Source organism: Paenibacillus sp. FSL P2-0136, assembly GCF_037975325.1.
Taxonomy (GTDB): Bacteria; Bacillota; Bacilli; order Paenibacillales; family Paenibacillaceae; genus Paenibacillus_AQ; species Paenibacillus_AQ silagei.
The window spans coordinates 1,984,043-2,001,603 of sequence record NZ_CP150244.1; the positions used below are offsets into that span (position 1 = coordinate 1,984,043).

General features: G+C 53.4%; 15 protein-coding genes. 10 read left to right on the plus strand and 5 right to left on the minus strand.

Annotated elements, in window-relative coordinates; genetic code table 11:
* Nucleotides 1-8 precede the first annotated feature (8 nt).
* On the plus strand, nt 9-1,118 hold the full coding sequence (locus NYE26_RS08205) for a response regulator (protein WP_339255088.1): 1,110 nt from the start codon (nt 9-11) through the stop codon (nt 1,116-1,118).
* Between the two features lie 84 nt (nt 1,119-1,202).
* Here NYE26_RS08205 and NYE26_RS08210 read toward each other — a convergent pair whose 3' ends face one another.
* Together NYE26_RS08210 and NYE26_RS08215 are read right to left on the minus strand one after the other, a co-directional pair.
* Nucleotides 1,203-2,039 (minus strand): carbohydrate ABC transporter permease, encoded by an 837-nt coding sequence (locus NYE26_RS08210; protein ID WP_339255089.1) that lies wholly within the window; start codon nt 2,037-2,039, stop codon nt 1,203-1,205.
* Nucleotides 2,039-2,929, minus strand: a complete 891-nt coding sequence (locus NYE26_RS08215) for a sugar ABC transporter permease (RefSeq protein ID WP_036721513.1) — start codon at nt 2,927-2,929, stop codon at nt 2,039-2,041. The genes NYE26_RS08210 and NYE26_RS08215 overlap by 1 nt, the downstream gene beginning before the upstream one ends.
* A gap of 207 nt (nt 2,930-3,136) precedes the next feature.
* Here NYE26_RS08215 and NYE26_RS08220 point away from each other — a divergent pair, with 207 nt between their 5' ends.
* From NYE26_RS08220 to NYE26_RS08235, 4 genes are all read left to right on the plus strand, one after another.
* Nucleotides 3,137-4,999 (plus strand): sensor histidine kinase, encoded by a 1,863-nt coding sequence (locus NYE26_RS08220; RefSeq protein ID WP_339255090.1) that lies wholly within the window; start codon nt 3,137-3,139, stop codon nt 4,997-4,999.
* A complete protein-coding gene (locus tag NYE26_RS08225; RefSeq protein ID WP_339255091.1) occupies nt 4,992-6,638 on the plus strand; it encodes a response regulator in 1,647 nt (548 codons plus the stop codon). Before NYE26_RS08220 ends, NYE26_RS08225 begins: the two co-directional genes overlap by 8 nt.
* 122 nt (nt 6,639-6,760) lie before the next feature.
* Nucleotides 6,761-8,086, plus strand: coding sequence for an extracellular solute-binding protein (locus tag NYE26_RS08230; RefSeq protein WP_209872641.1), 1,326 nt, complete (start codon nt 6,761-6,763; stop codon nt 8,084-8,086).
* A gap of 189 nt (nt 8,087-8,275) precedes the next feature.
* Nucleotides 8,276-10,372, plus strand: a complete 2,097-nt coding sequence (locus tag NYE26_RS08235; RefSeq protein WP_339255092.1) for an alpha-galactosidase — start codon at nt 8,276-8,278, stop codon at nt 10,370-10,372.
* Between the two features lie 110 nt (nt 10,373-10,482).
* Here the strand turns inward: NYE26_RS08235 and NYE26_RS08240 are convergent, their stop codons facing one another.
* From NYE26_RS08240 to NYE26_RS08250, 3 genes are all read right to left on the minus strand, one after another.
* Nucleotides 10,483-10,791 (minus strand): hypothetical protein, encoded by a 309-nt coding sequence (locus NYE26_RS08240; RefSeq protein ID WP_339255093.1) that lies wholly within the window; start codon nt 10,789-10,791, stop codon nt 10,483-10,485.
* 17 nt (nt 10,792-10,808) lie between these two features.
* On the minus strand, nt 10,809-11,444 hold the full coding sequence (locus tag NYE26_RS08245) for a hypothetical protein (RefSeq protein WP_339255094.1): 636 nt from the start codon (nt 11,442-11,444) through the stop codon (nt 10,809-10,811).
* A 241-nt stretch (nt 11,445-11,685) separates the two neighbouring features.
* The gene (locus NYE26_RS08250; protein WP_209872629.1) at nt 11,686-12,105 is read right to left on the minus strand and encodes a MarR family transcriptional regulator; all 420 of its coding nucleotides are present in this window, start codon (nt 12,103-12,105) and stop codon (nt 11,686-11,688) included.
* A gap of 385 nt (nt 12,106-12,490) precedes the next feature.
* Between NYE26_RS08250 and NYE26_RS08255 the strand changes: the two genes are divergently transcribed.
* The 5 genes from NYE26_RS08255 (at nt 12,491) to NYE26_RS08275 (ending at nt 17,520) form a co-directional block, all read left to right on the plus strand.
* Entirely contained in the window at nt 12,491-12,748 is a 258-nt protein-coding gene (locus NYE26_RS08255) for an AbrB/MazE/SpoVT family DNA-binding domain-containing protein (protein ID WP_036721536.1), read from the plus strand.
* A 172-nt stretch (nt 12,749-12,920) separates the two neighbouring features.
* Entirely contained in the window at nt 12,921-13,649 is a 729-nt protein-coding gene (locus NYE26_RS08260; protein WP_339255095.1) for an HAD family hydrolase, read from the plus strand.
* 270 nt (nt 13,650-13,919) lie between these two features.
* Entirely contained in the window at nt 13,920-14,660 is a 741-nt protein-coding gene (locus NYE26_RS08265; protein ID WP_209872623.1) for a response regulator, read from the plus strand.
* Between the two features lie 38 nt (nt 14,661-14,698).
* On the plus strand, nt 14,699-16,048 hold the full coding sequence (locus tag NYE26_RS08270) for an FAD-dependent oxidoreductase (protein ID WP_339255096.1): 1,350 nt from the start codon (nt 14,699-14,701) through the stop codon (nt 16,046-16,048).
* Nucleotides 16,049-16,236: 188 nt separating this feature from the next.
* A complete protein-coding gene (locus tag NYE26_RS08275; RefSeq protein ID WP_339257399.1) occupies nt 16,237-17,520 on the plus strand; it encodes a citrate transporter in 1,284 nt (427 codons plus the stop codon).
* Nucleotides 17,521-17,561 lie beyond the last annotated feature (41 nt).

The following is a 17,561-nucleotide window of genomic DNA, read 5'->3' on the forward strand; positions in this document are numbered from 1 at the left end:
GGTCTTCCATGTTTCGGGCGATGATTGTTGAGGATGAACGGCCAATCCTGGATTTAATGAAGGTGCTGGTTGGCCAAAATAGCAATTACAGCATTGTAGGAGCTTTTACGAATCCGGTAGAGGCCTTGGCGAATCTGCAGGAGCTGCAGCCGGATATCGTGTTCATTGATGTGGAGATGCCGAGGATGAACGGGCTGCAGCTTGCAGTGCACATCCATGAACAGCTGGGTCAGGCAGAGATAGTGTTCACTACGGCTTATAAGGATTATGCACTTGAAGCATTCGAAGTAAGTGCACTTGATTATATTCTCAAGCCTGTCACGCCGCAAGCGATTCAGCGGGTCACCGGGCGGCTGTTCAAGCACCGGACAACCCACATTTCCGCAGAGACCGTCAAGTCTAGCTTCTCCATCCGCTGCTTCGGTGAATTTGAAGTCCTTAATCCGGAGGGACTCCCGGTCCACTTCCGAACCCGCCGGACCGAGGAATTATTCGCTTATCTTCTTTGCCACCCTGGACGGTATATCAGCAAGTGGAAGCTCATTGATTTGTTGTGGCAGGATGCGAAGGGAGAGCGGGGATTATCCAATCTGCATAATACCCTGTACCTGTTAAAAAAGGTCCTGAAAGAGAACAAAATTCCGATGAGCATACAGAAGCTTAATGACGGTTACAGGCTGGATACGGCAAATAAACAATATGATCTCCTGCAGTATCATCAACTGCAGCAGGTTCACAGTGAGGGCAGACTGACCACAGAGCAAGCCGAAGAGCTCTGTTCGCTGTATCAGGGGCCGCTGCTGGAGGGCAAGAATTACTTATGGAAGATCCCGTTAGAGGAAGCCTTCTTCAAGCAATATACAGCAATGGTCCGGGAATTGGCGGCGGCTGAGCTTACGGCTGGAAATGGAGCAGCAGCGGAATTACGTCTTGAGCAATACTTGTCGCTGTATCCGTTGGAGGAGGAAATGAACCGCCTCCTGATTAGCATGTATAGAGGACGCGGCGCATTAGAGAATATCAACAGACGGTATGAGCAGTTTGAAGCGGCTTGTAAAAATGAGCTGGGGCTTGAGCTGCCTCCGGAAATCAAGAATGAATGGCTGCAGGCTCATTAGTATATCCCGTGACAAAAAGAAAAGGCGTCCCCTGTAGCCGTTACACGGCTTGTGGGGACGCCTCTTTGCATAGTGAGAACAGGATCAGCCCTTAACCGCCCCCGCGACAACGCCCTTCACAATGTATTTCTGCAGGAAGATGAAGACCACGATCGATGGAAGCACCGCCATTACCATAGCGGTCATGGCATACTGCCAGTCCGAGGTATACTGGCCCACGAAGGTGTAAGCGGCCAGCGTTAACGTCTTCGTCTCCGGTGAACCGTTGACCATCAGCAGCGGGAGCAGGAAGTCATTCCAGATCCACATGACATCGATGATGACGATGGTCGTGGTGACCGATTTCAACAGCGGGAAGATCACGCTGAAGAACAGGCGGAAGCCGGAAGCGCCGTCAATCGTCGCACTCTCGTCAATCTCTGTCGGGATACCCTTCACGAAGCCGTGATAGATGAACACCGCCAGTGGAGCGCCGAAGCCCCAATACAGGAGACCCAGTCCCCAGGTGCTCTCCGACAGGTTGAGGTTCTTGGCGGTCTGGAGGACCGTCAGCATGATCGACTGGAACGGGATCAGCATCGGCATAATGCACAGGAAGTACAGGACACCGCTCCATCTGGTCTTGGTCCGGGCCAGCTTATAGGCGGCGATGGAGGAGATGAATACGATACCGAGCAGGCCGACACCCGTAATGATGAAGTTGTTCAGGAACAGCCGCGGATAGTTGATGAACTCCCAGACATAGGCGTAGTTGCTGAAGGTCAGCTTCTGCGGGAGGGCGATGACATCGGTCATGACCTCGCCGAAGCTTTTTAACGAGTTAATGATTGTCAGCAGCAGTGGATACAGGAACAGCAGAGACAAGAGGACCAGGACAATTTCCAGTATGATCTTGCCCGCCTTGTTGTGGTTTGTTTTCATTAGGCCTCTACCTCTCTCCGTTTGAAGACTGTCAGCTGGATGATCGTCACGACAAGCACAGCCAGGAACAGGATAAGCGCTTTCGCCGTGCCGTAGCCGTACAGATTGTTCTGGAACGTATCCCTGTAGATATCATAAGCAATACTGTAGGTAGTTCCGCCGGGACCGCCGCCGGTCAGCGACAGGATGACATCGAATACCTTGATTGAATTGGTGAGCGCCATGAACACAGAGATCGTGATCGATGGGGCAAGCAGCGGCAGCGTAATGCTGAAGAATCGTCTCAGCGGTCCGGCACCGTCTACTGTAGCGGCTTCCTTGAGATCCTCAGGCACAGATTGCAGACCGGCAATGTAGATAACCAGATAGAACCCGATGGACTGCCAGATGGATACGCCCAGGATGGAGATGAAGGCCAGTCCCGGTGTCCCGAGCCAGCTTAGATCGAAGATTGCCCAGCCGGTGCTCTCACCCAGCGAGTTGAAGCCCTGCATGAAGATGAATTTCCAGATGAAGCCGACAATCACAAGGCTGAGGATATAAGGGATGAAGAAGGCCGCTCTCAGCCAGGAGGTGCTTCTCAGCTTCATGTCCAGCAGCACGGCCAGCAGAATCGCCAGCACGTTGACTATGATAATGTAGAGCACCGCGTATTTAATCGTGAACCAGGCAGCATCCGAGAAGTTGGTATCGCCGGAGAAGATCTGCTTGAAATTATCCAGCCCGACGAACTTGGGGTGCTTGGAGATCCCGTTCCACTTGGTCATCGAATAGCGGATGGTCATGGCGAACGGAATATAGAAGGCTACAGCGATACAGATCAGAACCGGGAGAGTGAAGATTCCGAATTCGAATTTCTCGCGCCATCTTTTGCCGAGTGTTTTTAACATGGATGCACCTCTTCTTGAGTTATAGGGTGGGAGTAGTAGGCCTGGCTTGCCACACTTAACCATTCCGGTTAGTCTATATTGTGTATTATAGAGTAGACCCGTATCGTCAAAAATGGATTTAAGAGTACAGTTAAGGGTAAAAAGGTGAACGGACTGCGGAGGCCGGAAAAGTCCCCAAAACCGGCAGCGGGGAGAGCGGAGAGCATCATGAGAAAAGTGTGGGTTAAGCTGATCGAGCCTTTACTGGCGCGGGTGTCCCGCCGCCTGGCTAACAAGCTGATTCTGTTGTTTACGATTATCATCATCCTGGTGGTCAGTTCACTCACCTACATATCCTATAGCATGCTGCAGCGGGAATCGGTCGATAACAGCATTGCCAGTACTAGCAACAACCTGCTCCTGGTCGGACGGAATCTGGAGAGTTATCTGAGCGGGATTGAGCAATTGTCTCTGCCGCAAATCTCCTACGATGAGTTCAATTATGCGCTTTTGCATGAATCGGAAGACTACAGCTCCCGGATGTACGTGGAGGATTATCTGCGGAATCTGTATTTTTCGCGCAATGATCTGGAGGCTGCCTATCTCTATGTAATCAAGGAGCAGAAGTATTATTATGTCACTAAGGAGAACTATAACATCACCGTCCGGGTATCCGAGCACCCGCCTATTGATGACCTGCCGTGGTATAAGCGGGCGCTTAAGAGTCCGTATAACCGTTCCTATCAGTCGTTCGTGGAGGAGCAGCCGGCCAGCGTGAACAGCGCCGATTACCCCGTCAACCATAATAAGGTGTTCATGGGCTACCACCGGCTGATCCGCTCCATTGTCTCACGCGAGCCGCAGGCGGTATTATCGCTATATTTGAACTCCTCCGTGACGGATGAGATTATGCGGGATATCCCGTTCAGCACCGGAGAGCATCTGATGTATATCAGCCCGGACGGCGAGCCCTTCAAGGTGGATGATAAGGAATTCTACCGGGAGAGCAGAGAGGCGGGACTGTCGAAGCTGCTGACACCGGAGCAGAAGGGGCGCGTAACCTGGTCGGATAAGGGGCAGAAATACCTGGTAATCTACGATATCAGCCAAAAGGAAGGCTGGAAGCTCGTCAAGCCGATTCCCTACACCCAAATCTATGAAGCAGCTACAACGACGCGTACGTTAAGTGTGGCGATTGGCCTGCTGTTCCTGATCGTCTCTGTGGTGCTGGTCAGCTTCACCTCGAACCGGATTACCCATCCGCTGAAGAATCTGTCGCTCCAAATGCAGCGGTTCAGTACCGGGAGCTTCGATGCGCAGGCTGCGGTTGCAGGCAAGGATGAGATCGCCTACCTGTCGCGCCATTTCAACAAGATGGTCGAGAAGACGAATGAGCTGATCAATGAACGCTATAAAATGAAAATCGTTGAAAAAAACGCTGTCCTGAAAGCCCTGGAGGCCGAGATTAATCCCCATTTCCTGTACAATGCGCTCCAGGCGATCTCGACCAAGGCGCTCAAGAACAACAACGACGATATTGTCGAGATGGTGGACAACCTGGCCCTGACCCTGCGATACTGCATTAGCGGCAAGGATGTCGTGCAGGCAAGGGAGGAGCTGCGGCATATTGAACGGTATCTGGCGCTGCAGAAGGCGCGGTTCGGGAACCGGATGCAGGTGGTATACGCCTGGGATGAGAGCCTGATGGAGCTGCGAATTCCCAAGCTGTCGATCCAGACCCTGGTGGAGAACTGCATCAAGCATGCGCTGGAAAAGGTATCGAGTACGGTTACCATCACCATTGAGGCGCGTATCACCGGCACACACAGCGTCATCTCTGTGCTGGACGATGGGCCGGGCATCAGCGGAGAACGGCTGGAGCAGGTGCTCAGCTCCCTTCAGATGCAGTGGGAGGACCGCGTAGCGGACACGGCCGAAGAGGACGGTATGGAGAGTATCGGGCTGAAGAATCTGAATACCCGGCTGAAGCTTTTGTATGGAGAGGAGTCGGGTCTGGTCATTCAGAGCACGGAGCAGGGAACACGAATGGATATGCGGCTGCCGCGGGGAGGAGTAGGACAACATGTATAGAGTGCTGATTATTGATGATGAGGAGCCGCTGCGCGAAGCGATTCATATCCTGGGGGATTGGGAGGGGCTCGGTGTCAGCGAGGTGCGGGAGGCGACAGACGGTAAGGCAGGGCTTGAGCTGCTGCGCCGTGAGCGGTTCGATCTGGTGCTGGTCGATATGAAAATGCCGGAGCTGAGCGGAGCCGAGCTGCTGCAGATTGCCGAGCAGGAATTCCCGGACCTGCTGCTGATTGTGATCAGCGGCTATAATGATTTCGAGTATACGCGCCAGGCCATCCGCTCGAAGGTGGTGGATTACCTGCTGAAGCCGGTGAACCGCACAGATCTTAACCATGCACTGCGCAAGGCGGTGGGGGTGCTGGAGGCCAAGCGGAAGCGGGAGAGCGAGTTCATAAGCCGCAATATTACACTCAATATGTCGCTGCCGAAGCTGAAGGAGAAGATGTATCTGTCCATCATTGACCGGAGCTTCAAGACCCAGTCCAATGAGGCTTTTCTCCCGCTGATCGGGGCGGACGGGGCGGCCAGCCACTTCGCTGTCGGCCTGCTGCGGATGCTGAATCTGGAGAAGGTGCGTAAGGAAAGATTCCATGGGGACCGGGATCTGCTGCATTTCGCCGTAACGAATGTAATGAACGAGAACACGGACGGGCAGTTCGAGTCATTCAGCTTCGCCAGCCCCAAGGGGGAACGCGAATTCATTGCCATCTTCACCATGAAGGGCGGTTATGAAGCGGATGCGGCCTTCCTGTCGCTGCACCATATGAAAAAAGCAGCCTCTACCCTGAAGGAGCTGTTCGGGATCATCTGTGCAGGCGGAATCGGGGAGCCTTGCAGTGATTCGCTCAGCATTGCCGCTTCTTATGAGCAGGCCAAAGCATCACTAGATACGATTGACCTGCTCAGCCTGAGGGGCAGCCTGATTGTGCAGGGCATCGTGATGAATCCCGTAGCGAAGGATATTCCCTCCCTGACCGGGCGGATGCCGCAGATCCGCAGCGCGCTGGAGGGCGGGAATGTGAACCATGCCCGCAGCATCCTCAGCGAATTCATCCGCAAATGCCAGGAGACGGAAGGTTTTACTCTTGGTGAAGCGGACCGGACCCTGCAGGGCTTTCTCCTGCTGCTGGGCGAGATTGCTGCCCAGCTGGGTGCCATGCCGCCGCAGATCCGCAGCGGGAAGGACAGCAGCCTGGCACCTCTGGGCATCCTCAGCGACTTCTCCTCCTTTGAGCAGTTTGCGGGCGTGCTTAATGATATCTTCGACCGTTATGCGGGTGAGATCAGCCGGACAGTGGCCGGAGACCGCAGCAGCGTGCTGGAGAATATCAAGGCATATATTGATAACCATTATTTCGAGGATATTAAAATATCGATGTTCACGGAACAATATTTCCTGAGCAGAGAGTATCTGATGAAGCTGTTCAAGGGACAATACGGCTACGGCATTCACGAGTATGTGCAAAAGGTAAGGATGGACAAGGCTAAAGCATTGCTACGCGACCCTGCCCTCAAAATTCAGGATATCTCTGAAATGCTGGGATACAAGGACAAGAACTATTTCAGCAAGGCTTTTCGCAATTACTATGATTGCTCCCCTTCTGAGTTCCGGCTGCAGCTGCCAGGGGTAGAAAAGTGAAACGGTTACATGGACACTTTTTTACCCTCATCAGTTCACTTATGTACATTCTTATCCTTTTTCTTTTTATTTAGAATGATGAGCAAGACCACAAGATGCATAAGGAAAAAGGGGGCAACATCATGTTAAAACGATTCATGGCATTATCTGCGAGTCTGCTGCTGGTGGGCGGACTGCTGGCCGGCTGCGGCGGAAATAGCACCAATAATACCGCTAACAACACAGGTGGAACGGCCGGGGCAGGCAATACACCTACGGATTCCGCCAAGCCCGTCACGATTAATATGTTCACCGCCTCTCCCGAATACACGGATGCCTTCAATGCTTATATTGCGGAATACAAGAAGGTTAAGCCGAATGTTACGATCAATCTGGAAATCATGCAGGCAGACTACAATACGGTGCTGAAATCCAAAATTGCCGCCGGCAGCACACCGGATGTGTTCCAGACTACGGCGGGCGGGGATATCGATACTTTTGCCGAATACAGTGCCGATCTTACCAATGAACCGCTGGCCGCAGCGATGACTGATGCAGTCCGCTCCAACATGAGCTCTACAGATGGTAAAGTCCTCGGACTGCCGGTGAAGGGCAACCTGTTCGTCCTGATGTACAACAAGAAGCTGCTGGCTGATGCCGGCATCACTGAAGTGCCTAAGACAACTGCTGAAATGGACGATGCAATTACTAAGCTTGAAGCCAAGGGCATCACGCCTTTTGCCAACGCCTATAAAGAGTGGTGGGTATGGAAGCATATCTTCCAGCACTTCGTAGACGCCGCTGCCACAGATGCCGGAACCGATGCCAAGACGCTCGTAGCGGACTTCATCGCCGGGAAGACGACCTTCAAGGATCATCCGGTGCTGAGCGATAACTTCTTCACCTTCATTGATACAACGGTTAAACATGGCACAGACAAGCCGCTTGAACGCGACAGCAATGCTGAGGTCAGTGATTTCGCCTTGGGCAAAACAGCCTTCATGACCGGTAAAGGGGCGTGGGATGAAGAAGCGATTAAGAAAATCACCCCTGACTTTGACCTCGGCATCGCCGGGTATCCTGTCAGTGACAAACCGGAGCAGTCCCAGATTATCACCGGTGCCGATCAGGCACTGCGGATCAACAAGGATTCTGCGGTAGCGGCAGAGACGATTGAGTTCTTCAACTGGCTGTATACCTCCGACTACGGGAAGAGCTGGTTCTCTAACGTAGCCAAGGTCATTCCTCCAATCAAGGATGCTCCGATGCCTGACCTGCAGATGCCTAAGGAAATGGAAGAAATTCTGAAGACGGAGAAATCCGGCGACCTGTCGGTGAACTACTCTCTGGATACGTTCCACCAGAAATTCGGTGAGCTGATGCAGGCTTATATCGGCGGCAGCAAGACGAAAGATCAGGCGATGGATGAAATTCAGAAGGCCTGGATTCAATTCGGGTCTGCGGAATAAAATTTTGATTTGACCTTAACGGCCTCCGAAGTAAGCTTTATTACTGAGGGGGCCTTCTTTTTATGTAACGCAGATTTCAGGGTGGGGGGTGTAAGTGGCTGGACGTAACTGCGTGAGCTTTGGATTTCCGGAGAGGCAGGAAAACAGGAAACCAAGGACACCATCATTTGTAAGGAGGGTAAATCAGATATGCAGAGCAGGCTCATAGAGATAGCCGAGAACGGGCTGTATCTTACGATTGAAATTACTGGGGAGCAGGATGTGCGGCTGCTGCATTTTGGCGCAGCGCCGCTGGAAGCAGGGAGCATAGAAGAGAAGCATAAGGCAAGCTTCCGGCTGCTGGAGCTGCAGCTGTCGGGGGAAGACCGGGCGGAATATCACGGGCGGACGCACCGTGCATCTTATCCGGGATTGCGCATGGTGTATGACGGGCATAGGGACACGGTGAATCCGCTGGGACGGAAGCTGGAGCTTACACTGGCTGACCCGCTGACGGGTGTAAAGGCAGTACAGCATTATCAGTTCTATACCGGTGTGCAGATTGTCCGTTCCTGGACAGTGGTTCGAAATGAAGGCAATGCGGAAGCGGCTGTGGAGTATATCTCTTCATTCGCACTCACTGGAGTGGACAAAGAGGGCAGCGGAGACCGCAATGACAAGATCGAAGTGAGTATTGCTCACAGCGGGTGGCAGAGTGAGCTGCAGTGGAAAAGCTACAGCCTGCCCGAACTGGGCATGTCCCATCTCGCCGATCGTGGATCGAAGCGGGTTGCCGCCAGCAATACCGGCTCCTGGTCGGCGGCTGAGCTGTTGCCAATGGCCGTGCTGCGCAACAAGGAGAGCAGAAGCAGCCTGTTCTGGCAGATTGAACATAACGGCTCCTGGCACTGGGAGCTGACAGATCAGGCAGATCAGCTTACGCTGCTGGTCAGCGGGCCTACGGAGCATGACAATCACTGGTGGCGGAGGCTCGCCCCCGGCGAAGCGTTCACCTCTGTGCCAGTGGCCGCAGGTGTAGTAGAGGGCGGGTTCGGAGAGGCGGCAGAGCAGCTTACCGCATACCGGCGGCTGATCCGCAGACCGAATGAGGATAATGAGCTGCTGCGGGTGATTTTCAATGACTACATGAACTGTCTGTGGGGAAGCCCGACAACGGAGAAGCTGCTGCCGCTGATTGATGCCGCTGCCGAGGTCGGCTGTGAATACTTCTGTATCGACGCGGGCTGGTATGCTCCCGGCGAGTGGTGGGACGGGGTCGGCGAGTGGGAGCCTTCGGCTGAGCGCTTCCCGGAAGGCATCAAGTATGTGCTGGATGTGATCCGCAGCAAGGGGATGATTCCCGGTCTCTGGCTGGAGCTGGAGGTGATGGGCATCAACAGCCCGAAGCTTGCGGAGACCGACGACAGCTGGTTCTTCATGCGCCATGGCAAGAGGGTCAAGGACCGCAGCCGCTATCAGCTCGATTACCGTAATCCGGCGGTCATTAAGCATGCCGACAGCGTGATTGCCCGGCTGGTTGAGGAATACGGCGTCGGATATATCAAGATGGACTATAATATCAATGCAGGCATTGGTACGGAGACGGGGGCGGACAGCTTCGGGGACGGTCTATTGCAGCATAACCGCGCTTATCTGGCCTGGCTGGACAGCATCTTCGCCCGTTATCCGCAGCTCGTCATCGAGAACTGCTCCAGCGGCGGGATGCGGATGGATTACGCCATGCTCAGCCGCCACAGCATCCAGTCCACCAGTGATCAGGAGGATTATGTGAAGTATGCTGCCATTGCCGCAGGCTCTCCGGCTGCACTGACTCCCGAGCAATCGGCGGTCTGGTCGTATCCGCTGCGCGAAGGCGACGATGAAGAGGTCATTTTCAATATGGTTAACTCGCTGCTGCTTCGCGTTCATCAGAGCGGCCATCTGGCCGAGCTAACGCCAAGACGCCGGGCGCTGGTGAAGGAGGCGCTGAATTATTACAAGTCTATCCGCGCCTGCATTCCGCAAGCCTTCGCCTTCTGGCCGCTCGGTATGCCTGACGGTGGAGGGGAATGGGTCAGCTTCGGACTCCGTCATGGAGACATCCGCTATATTGCTGTATGGCGGATTGCCGGAGAAGCGGCTGCGGTCACGCTGCCCATACCTGAGCTAAGGGGCCGCGGGGCGGAGGCCCGGTGTGCGTATCCTGAGGCGCACGGGGCGCAGTGGAGCTGGGACGCCCCGGAAGGCAGCTTGAGCGTTACGCTGCCCGCCGGCAAGACTGCGAGGCTCTTCGAGCTTCGTTCGTAGGGCCAGCTTCATACACCTAGAAGAGGCTGAACAGCTGATACGGGGTGATTTGCATACAAAAAGGGGTATTTCTGCACCGGTGAATGGCTGCTGAAATACCCCTTTTTCTGCTACCTGATGAAGCTTAGGCTTAACAGCAGCAAACGGCGGGTGTAATAAAAGGACAAGAGCAGGAGGAACGCGAGAACTAGGCTGAAGGGCAAGCTGAGAAAGACCGGGACGGAATAGGATGGGGTCAGCCCCATCCCTATGGCACTGACTCCGAAGGTCCGCAGCAAGCCGGCTATCGGAGCGATGATGGCACAGATGAGGCTCCCTGCCACCCAGACGCCCAGTACGGGCAATGCAAATAGGATGACGAATCCTTTTGCCAGATAGTTCAGCAGTATAGGCATTGCACCAGAAGAAGAAGATTTCATGTCGTGTACCTCCATCGTTATGTATTCATCTGAATAATCTTGCCTATCCGGGAATGTGGATGAATCGTCAGCGTCTCCCGGTAACGGATCTCCCGGATGGAGCAACCCGGCCCGAGCGTAACATTCTGTCCGCACACAAGGTCTGCCTGCGTCCGGTATAGGGTGAGGTCAGCCCCTTCAATGATCCCGCAGCGCAGCTTGCGGAAAGGACTCAGCGGAATTGGGAGCAGCCTGGAGGAGGGCGACACGATAATATCACCTGCCGAGGTCATGTGCCTGATCTTGCACAAGGCCCCCAGCTTGATGCGGATGGTGCCGATGCAGGACAAGCGGTCTATACGTACGCAGCCCTCGGCTTTGAATTCTTCTGCGGCAACCTCACCGGTAACAGACAGGTATCCATTGGCCGTGATGCTCACGCCCCTGAGTTCAGGAACGCGCAGACTGCCGAAGCTGCTCAGCTCCTGCGTATTGCAAGATAACCCTATGGAGCATTCTCCTCTAAGCCTCAGGCATGCTGTGGTCAAGCTCCCGCTGACATGCAGGTGGCCCAGCACCTCCACATGGGAGGCATCCATATCCCCCCGGCAGATCCGGGAGCCGTTGATTTTAAGAGGTTTATTGGCCGCAGGTGTCGGGTTCAGTGCAGGCATAGGTTCAATCACCACCGTTTTATACTATTTTAGTAACTATAATATATATTAAATGAAATATTTAATCAATATATGTTCTTTACAAGTGGAAACGGCATTGCCGTCCTTTTAAGGACGGTACCGTTTCAGCGAGAAATAGAAGGATAAGTTATCGTGTGAAACATATAAATTCTATATTTACAAAAAAAACTGCACTCCCCGATGGGAAATGCAGTCTGTGCTTAAAGGATAGCCGTTGATGCTACTGTAACATTCCGCCCATCAGCTCATCAATTCTCTGCAGGGCTGCCGATATTTTGTCAAGGTCAGTCAATGCAAAGGTGTCGAAGAGAGAAAGGATGTGCTGCTTCCCTGATCCGGTGAGAACAATATTGACGACTCTGCGGTCTTCCTTCGTGCGAATTCTCTCGATGTATCCCAGATCCTCCAGCTTATCGCACATGAACGAAGCGGCTCCAGGCGTAATGACCAGCCGCTCTGAGATATCCGTAATATTAAGAGAGCCGGTGAGCTGCAGCAGGAACATCAGCATGATCTGGTTCTGCGAGAGTGACCCTTTTTTCGTAATCCGGTCTATGAACGCCTGTGACTTTTGCTGCACGCTGGCCATATGCTCCATGACGGTATAGACGGCTTGCTCTTTCTCAGCTTCTTTGCTCATGGAAACACTCCAATATAGTATATTACGTAAAATATATAGATTGTATATCTTTCTTGTCAAGTAAAGGAAGAGCATAGTTCCTAAGGAGCAGCCGTAAGCTAAGGGGAAAACCGCTTCAGCCATACCCCTACAGAATTACGGGCAAAAATTGAATGAAAAGAATAAAATGGATATAAAACGGTTTCGATTATAAATTTGTCGAAAAAACTCTAAACTTTGTCGAATTTTTTGTCGATAAATATCAAAAGATGTAGAAATAAAATTGACAGGAAAGAAATAGCACTTTACAATGCAATTATAGAGTAATCATTTCTACTTATTAGAAGCTTTGATAGCTTTTAACACCGAATGATGATCCAAGTGTTATTTCAAGGGAGGATGCATAATGATGAAAGCAACTGGCATAGTAAGAAAAGTAGATGAACTGGGACGTATTGTGATTCCGATTGAGCTGCGCAGAACAATGGGAATTGACATAAAGGATCCGCTCGAAATTTTTGTGGACGGCGAAAAGATCATTCTCAGAAAATATGAACCTACTTGCATCTTCTCCGGAAGTTCCGAGAACCTGATCAACTTCAAAGGTAAAATGGTCAGCAAAGATGTTCTCGATGAACTGATCTCAAGCTTCGACAACGTATAAGTTAAGGTTCTGAGGCAGTATGCAGTATGAACAGAAGGGATCGCAGTGTAAGCACTCCATGTGTTTGCACTGCGGTCCCTTTCTGTAATTAGGGGTTCGTAGACAACATCTGCTGCTTCCTATATCATTAGGGCGTGTGACCGAAGAACAATTGGAAGGGATGATTCACCTCATGAGCAACGAAGAACAGACACAGGCGGGGAACAGACCGCTGCCGAGATTAAACCAGCCGGAAGCCATCGTATTTGATATGGATGGTACGCTGTTTCAGACAGAAAGCCTGTTATTGCCCGCCTATCATAAAATGTTCGATATTCTGCGGGAAGAAGGCCTGCATTCCGGCCCGACTCCGCCGGAGGAGCGCATCCTGGGCAGTCTAGGCATGCTGCTTGCGGATATCTGGAAGAACGTAATGCCGGAAGCGGATGAGGCGGTACACCGCCGGGCGGATGAACTGCTCCTGCAGCTTGAGATTGAGGGGCTGGAGGCCGGAGGTACAGTCCTGTACCCTAAGGTAGTCGAGACGCTGCGTGCGCTGCACGCACGCGGAGTGAAGCTGTTCGTCGCCAGCAACGGGCTGGAGGATTATATCCATAGCATCGTAGTCGTACACGAGCTGAAGGACCTGTTCGAGGGGCTGTACAGCGCGGGCGGCTCGGGCACGGCAACGAAGACCGAGCTGCTCGGCCTTCTGCTGGACAATCACAAGATCGGCAGTGCCTGGATGGTCGGGGACCGTTCCTCCGATGTACAGGCGGGCAAGGGCAACGGACAGACCGTGATCGGCTGCGCCTATGCCGGCTTCGGGCGGCAGGATGAGCTGAAGGGCTCGGATGTCATTATCTCATCATTCGATGAATTGATAGCGCTGTATGATAACAGCACAGCGCAAAGCCTGTAATCAGCCAGGCCAGAAGAGGGCTGTGTATATACAAGCAAGCAGAACCGGATGTCATTTCCGCCTTACTATAGGCGTGAAGGGCATCCGGTTTCATATCTGGCGGAGCGGACGCGGATTCATCTCGAAATTTCATACCTTTTCTCGAATGAGGGCCGTTTCATTGCAGGTGCTCAAATTTTATACTGGTACTGTAAGCGTTTCACCAGGAATGAGCCTCAGAAGCTTGGCGAAGCGCAGCGGCGGCCAGATACTGTATTTGGAGGGATAGGGTTGCACAAGCTGTTTCTGGTTGAGGATGAAGCCCTGATCCGTACGGGCCTCAAGCATTTGATTGAGGAGGTCATCGGCGGCTTTCAGGTGGTGGGTGAGGCAGAGAACGGAAGACTTGCACTGGAGGCACTCAAGAGTGTGAAGCCTGATGTCCTGATCTCGGATATACGGATGAATGAAATGAACGGGCTGGAGATGATCCGGCGGGTCCGTGACCAGTACCCTGAATTGTATATCCTGATTCTGAGCGGGTATGCCGATTTCGAATATGCAAAGCAGGCCATCAAATACGGCATCAGCGATTATCTCCTGAAGCCGGTTGACCGCACGGAGCTGGCCCAGGCCTTAGGGGAGTTCAAGCGCAAGCATGGAGCCCGGAATGCTCTGCCGGGCCAGCCGGAAGAGGGGGAGACCGACCAGAAGGGCAGGCAACTGATCCGCAAAGTGAAAGAACTGGTTGCCCAGCGGCTGGATCAGGAAATTTCGCTGCAATATATGGCGGAGCAGGTGCATCTGAATCATCAGTACCTGTCGGTGCTGTTCAAGACGGAGACCGGACAGAACTTCACGGATTATGTCTCCCGGTGCCGGATGAACCGGGCCAAGCAGCTGCTGAAGGAGACGAATCTCAGAATCTACGAGGTTGCCAAATTATCCGGCTACCTAAGCTCGAAGCATTTCATGGCGGTATTCAAGGACTATACCGGCTGCACCCCAACGCAATACAGGGAGCAGCAGTAATGTAACCGTTCACTTTAGAAGAAGAAGGAGGAGCAAGGATGCGGAAATATGAGGTGGTTGTGGCGGGAGGCGGGGTTTCCGGCTCCATCGCGGCTATCGCGGCAGCAAGAGCAGGCGCCCGGACGCTGATCATCGAGGCGGGGGGGTTCCTGGGCGGGACCCTGACTGCTGCAGGCGTAGGACCGATGATGACTTTTCACGCGGGGGATAAGCAGGCTATCCAGGGAATCACCGATGAGCTGATTCAGCGGCTCCGGGCGCTCGGCAAATCGCCGGGGCATATCCCGGACGCGACGAACTACACCTATTCAGTGACACCGTTCGATGCGGAAGCGATGAAATACGAGCTGGATCTGATGCTGCAGGAGAGCGGAGGCGAGGTGCTGTATCATACGATGCTGGCCGGTGCTGAAGTATCCGGCAGACGCATTACATCGCTTACCTTGTGCAACAAAGGCGGGCTTAGCAGGATCTCGGCGGATGTGTTCATCGATGCTACGGGGGATGGCGATCTGGCGGCCTGGTCCGGCGTCCCGTTCACCAAAGGGCGCGAATCCGACGAGCAGTCGCAGCCGATGACACTGAAGATGAAGATGAGGGGAGTGGACACGGAGAAAATCAAGGCGTACATCCGCGGGCACCGTGAGGACTTTCCGCGCATGAATCTGGATATTACGGTGATGGACTCGGCGGCCAGACTCTCTGTCGTCGGCTTCGACAAGCAATTCCGTGAAGCGAAGGCGCGCGGTGAGATCAGTATTCCGAGAGAGGATGTGCTATTCTTCGAGACGAGCAATCCCGGTGAGATTATTATGAACACGACGCGGATTCTCGGCAAGGACAGCACAGACCCATGGAGCCTCAGCGAGGCCGAGATTGAGGGCCGCAAGCAGTGCCGGGAGCTGGAGGTTTTTCTGAAAAAATATATTCCCGGGTTCGAAGATTCAGTGGTTGTCTCTACAGGCCCGTCCATCGGCGTACGCGGCTCCCGCCAGATCAAAGGTGTGTACACACTGACTGCGCAGGATATCCTGTCGGTGAAGCCCTTCGAGGATGTGATCGCCCATTCCGGCTACCCGATTGATATCCACAGCCCGGACGGCGAGGGAACCGCAACAGATCATCTGGAGTGGGGCGCGATGTACGGCATCCCTTACCGCTGCCTGATCACCAGCGAGATCGACAATCTGATTGTTGTGGGGAGATGCCTCTCGGCTACCTTTGAAGCCCAGGCGGCTGTGCGGACTACACCGACGGTAGGCGCAATCGGGCAGGCGGGCGGTACGGCGGCGGCGCTGGCGGTCCGGGAAGGAGTTCCAGTGCAGCAGGTGGATTATAAGAGCTTGCAGGAGACGCTTGTGGCGCACGGCGCTTATCTGGAAGTGTAACGCGCGGCGCCATAACTGTAATATGTGCAACTAAAGTGGCCAGTTATTAAGCTGTGTGTAGTTTAATTGTAGAAATACATCTAACTGTTGTTGGCTGTTGTTAGCATCTACCCTTGGCTGCAATTAAATAATAATTCTTATAACAACGTATATTCAACAAAACTTTAGGAGGAATTGGTTTGGAAACCGTGCAAATTATCGGAATTCTACTTGTATTCATTGTGTTTGTGGGTCTGATGATGACCCGCAAGCTGACCACACTGCTTGCATTGCCAATGATGGCGATTCTGCTGGCGGCAATTGCGGGCATCCCGCTCCTGTCTGATAACCCGGACACCTTTACCATCACGAAGGGTGTGCTTGCAGGCGGAGCCATGAAGCTGTCTACCGCCATCGCCGGACTGATCTTCGGCGCCTGGTTCGGCCAGATTCTCAGCAAGGTCGGTATCACGAAGACCATTATCCGCAAGGCAGCGGAGCTGGCGGGGGATAAGCCGCTGGCGATTGCCTTTATCTTTTTCCTCGCCGCCTCTGTGATCTTCTCGGCCGCGAACGGACTGGGTATGGTTATTCTGGTCGGGACCATCGCTATCCCTATTATGCTGACAGCCGGACTTAAGCCCTTTGTAAGCGGTCTGGTAGTATTACTGGCCAATGCAGTCGGTGTGGTGTTCAACGTCTCTACCTGGGCGATCTATACCGATGTGCTTAAGGTACCAACGAACACGATTGCTTCTTATTCGCTCGTCTGTGCCGTCCCGCTGATTGTGATTGCCCTGATTATGATCGTCTATTACACCCGCAAAGACGGTAAGGTTCGCCGCGCCTGGGCCATGCCGCTTAAGCCGGAATTCCAGGCTCAGGACAACAAGAATGTAAGAGCGATTGCGCTCATCAGTCCGCTTGTTCCGGTGCTGCTCGTGTTTTTCCTGAAGGTGGATATTGTCTCGGCGGTCTTCATGGGGGCTCTGGTCACCCTGCTGCTGGCCACCCCCAAGCGTCCATTCCATGTGTTGTCGAGTGCGCTGGTGGAAGGCATTCAGGATGTAGCCGGTGCGCTGGGTCTGATGATCGGAATCGGGATGCTGCTTAGTGCGGTAACCGCGCCACAGGTGGCCTCGTTAATCCAGCCGCTGATCGAAGTCATTATTCCGACGAGTCCACTAATGTACATTCTCGTCTTTACGCTGCTCTCTCCGCTGGCAATCTACCGGGGTCCGCTCAATGTATGGGGACTCGGCAGCGGAATTGCGGCACTGATCGTGGCTGGTGGTATGGCCCCTGTGGCAGCGATGCTCGCTCTGCGTATTGTGAGCAATCTGCAGGCTGTCAGTGATCCGACCAACTCGCACAATGTCTGGATCGCCGATTACACGAAGACGGATATTATTGAAACGCTGCGCAAGACGCTGCCATGGATGTTCGTTGCGGTGATGATCTCGATGATTATCGCGGGGATGATTGCCTTTTAGAGACTCTTAGAGACTCTTAGAGACCTAAGCTTCATGGAGAG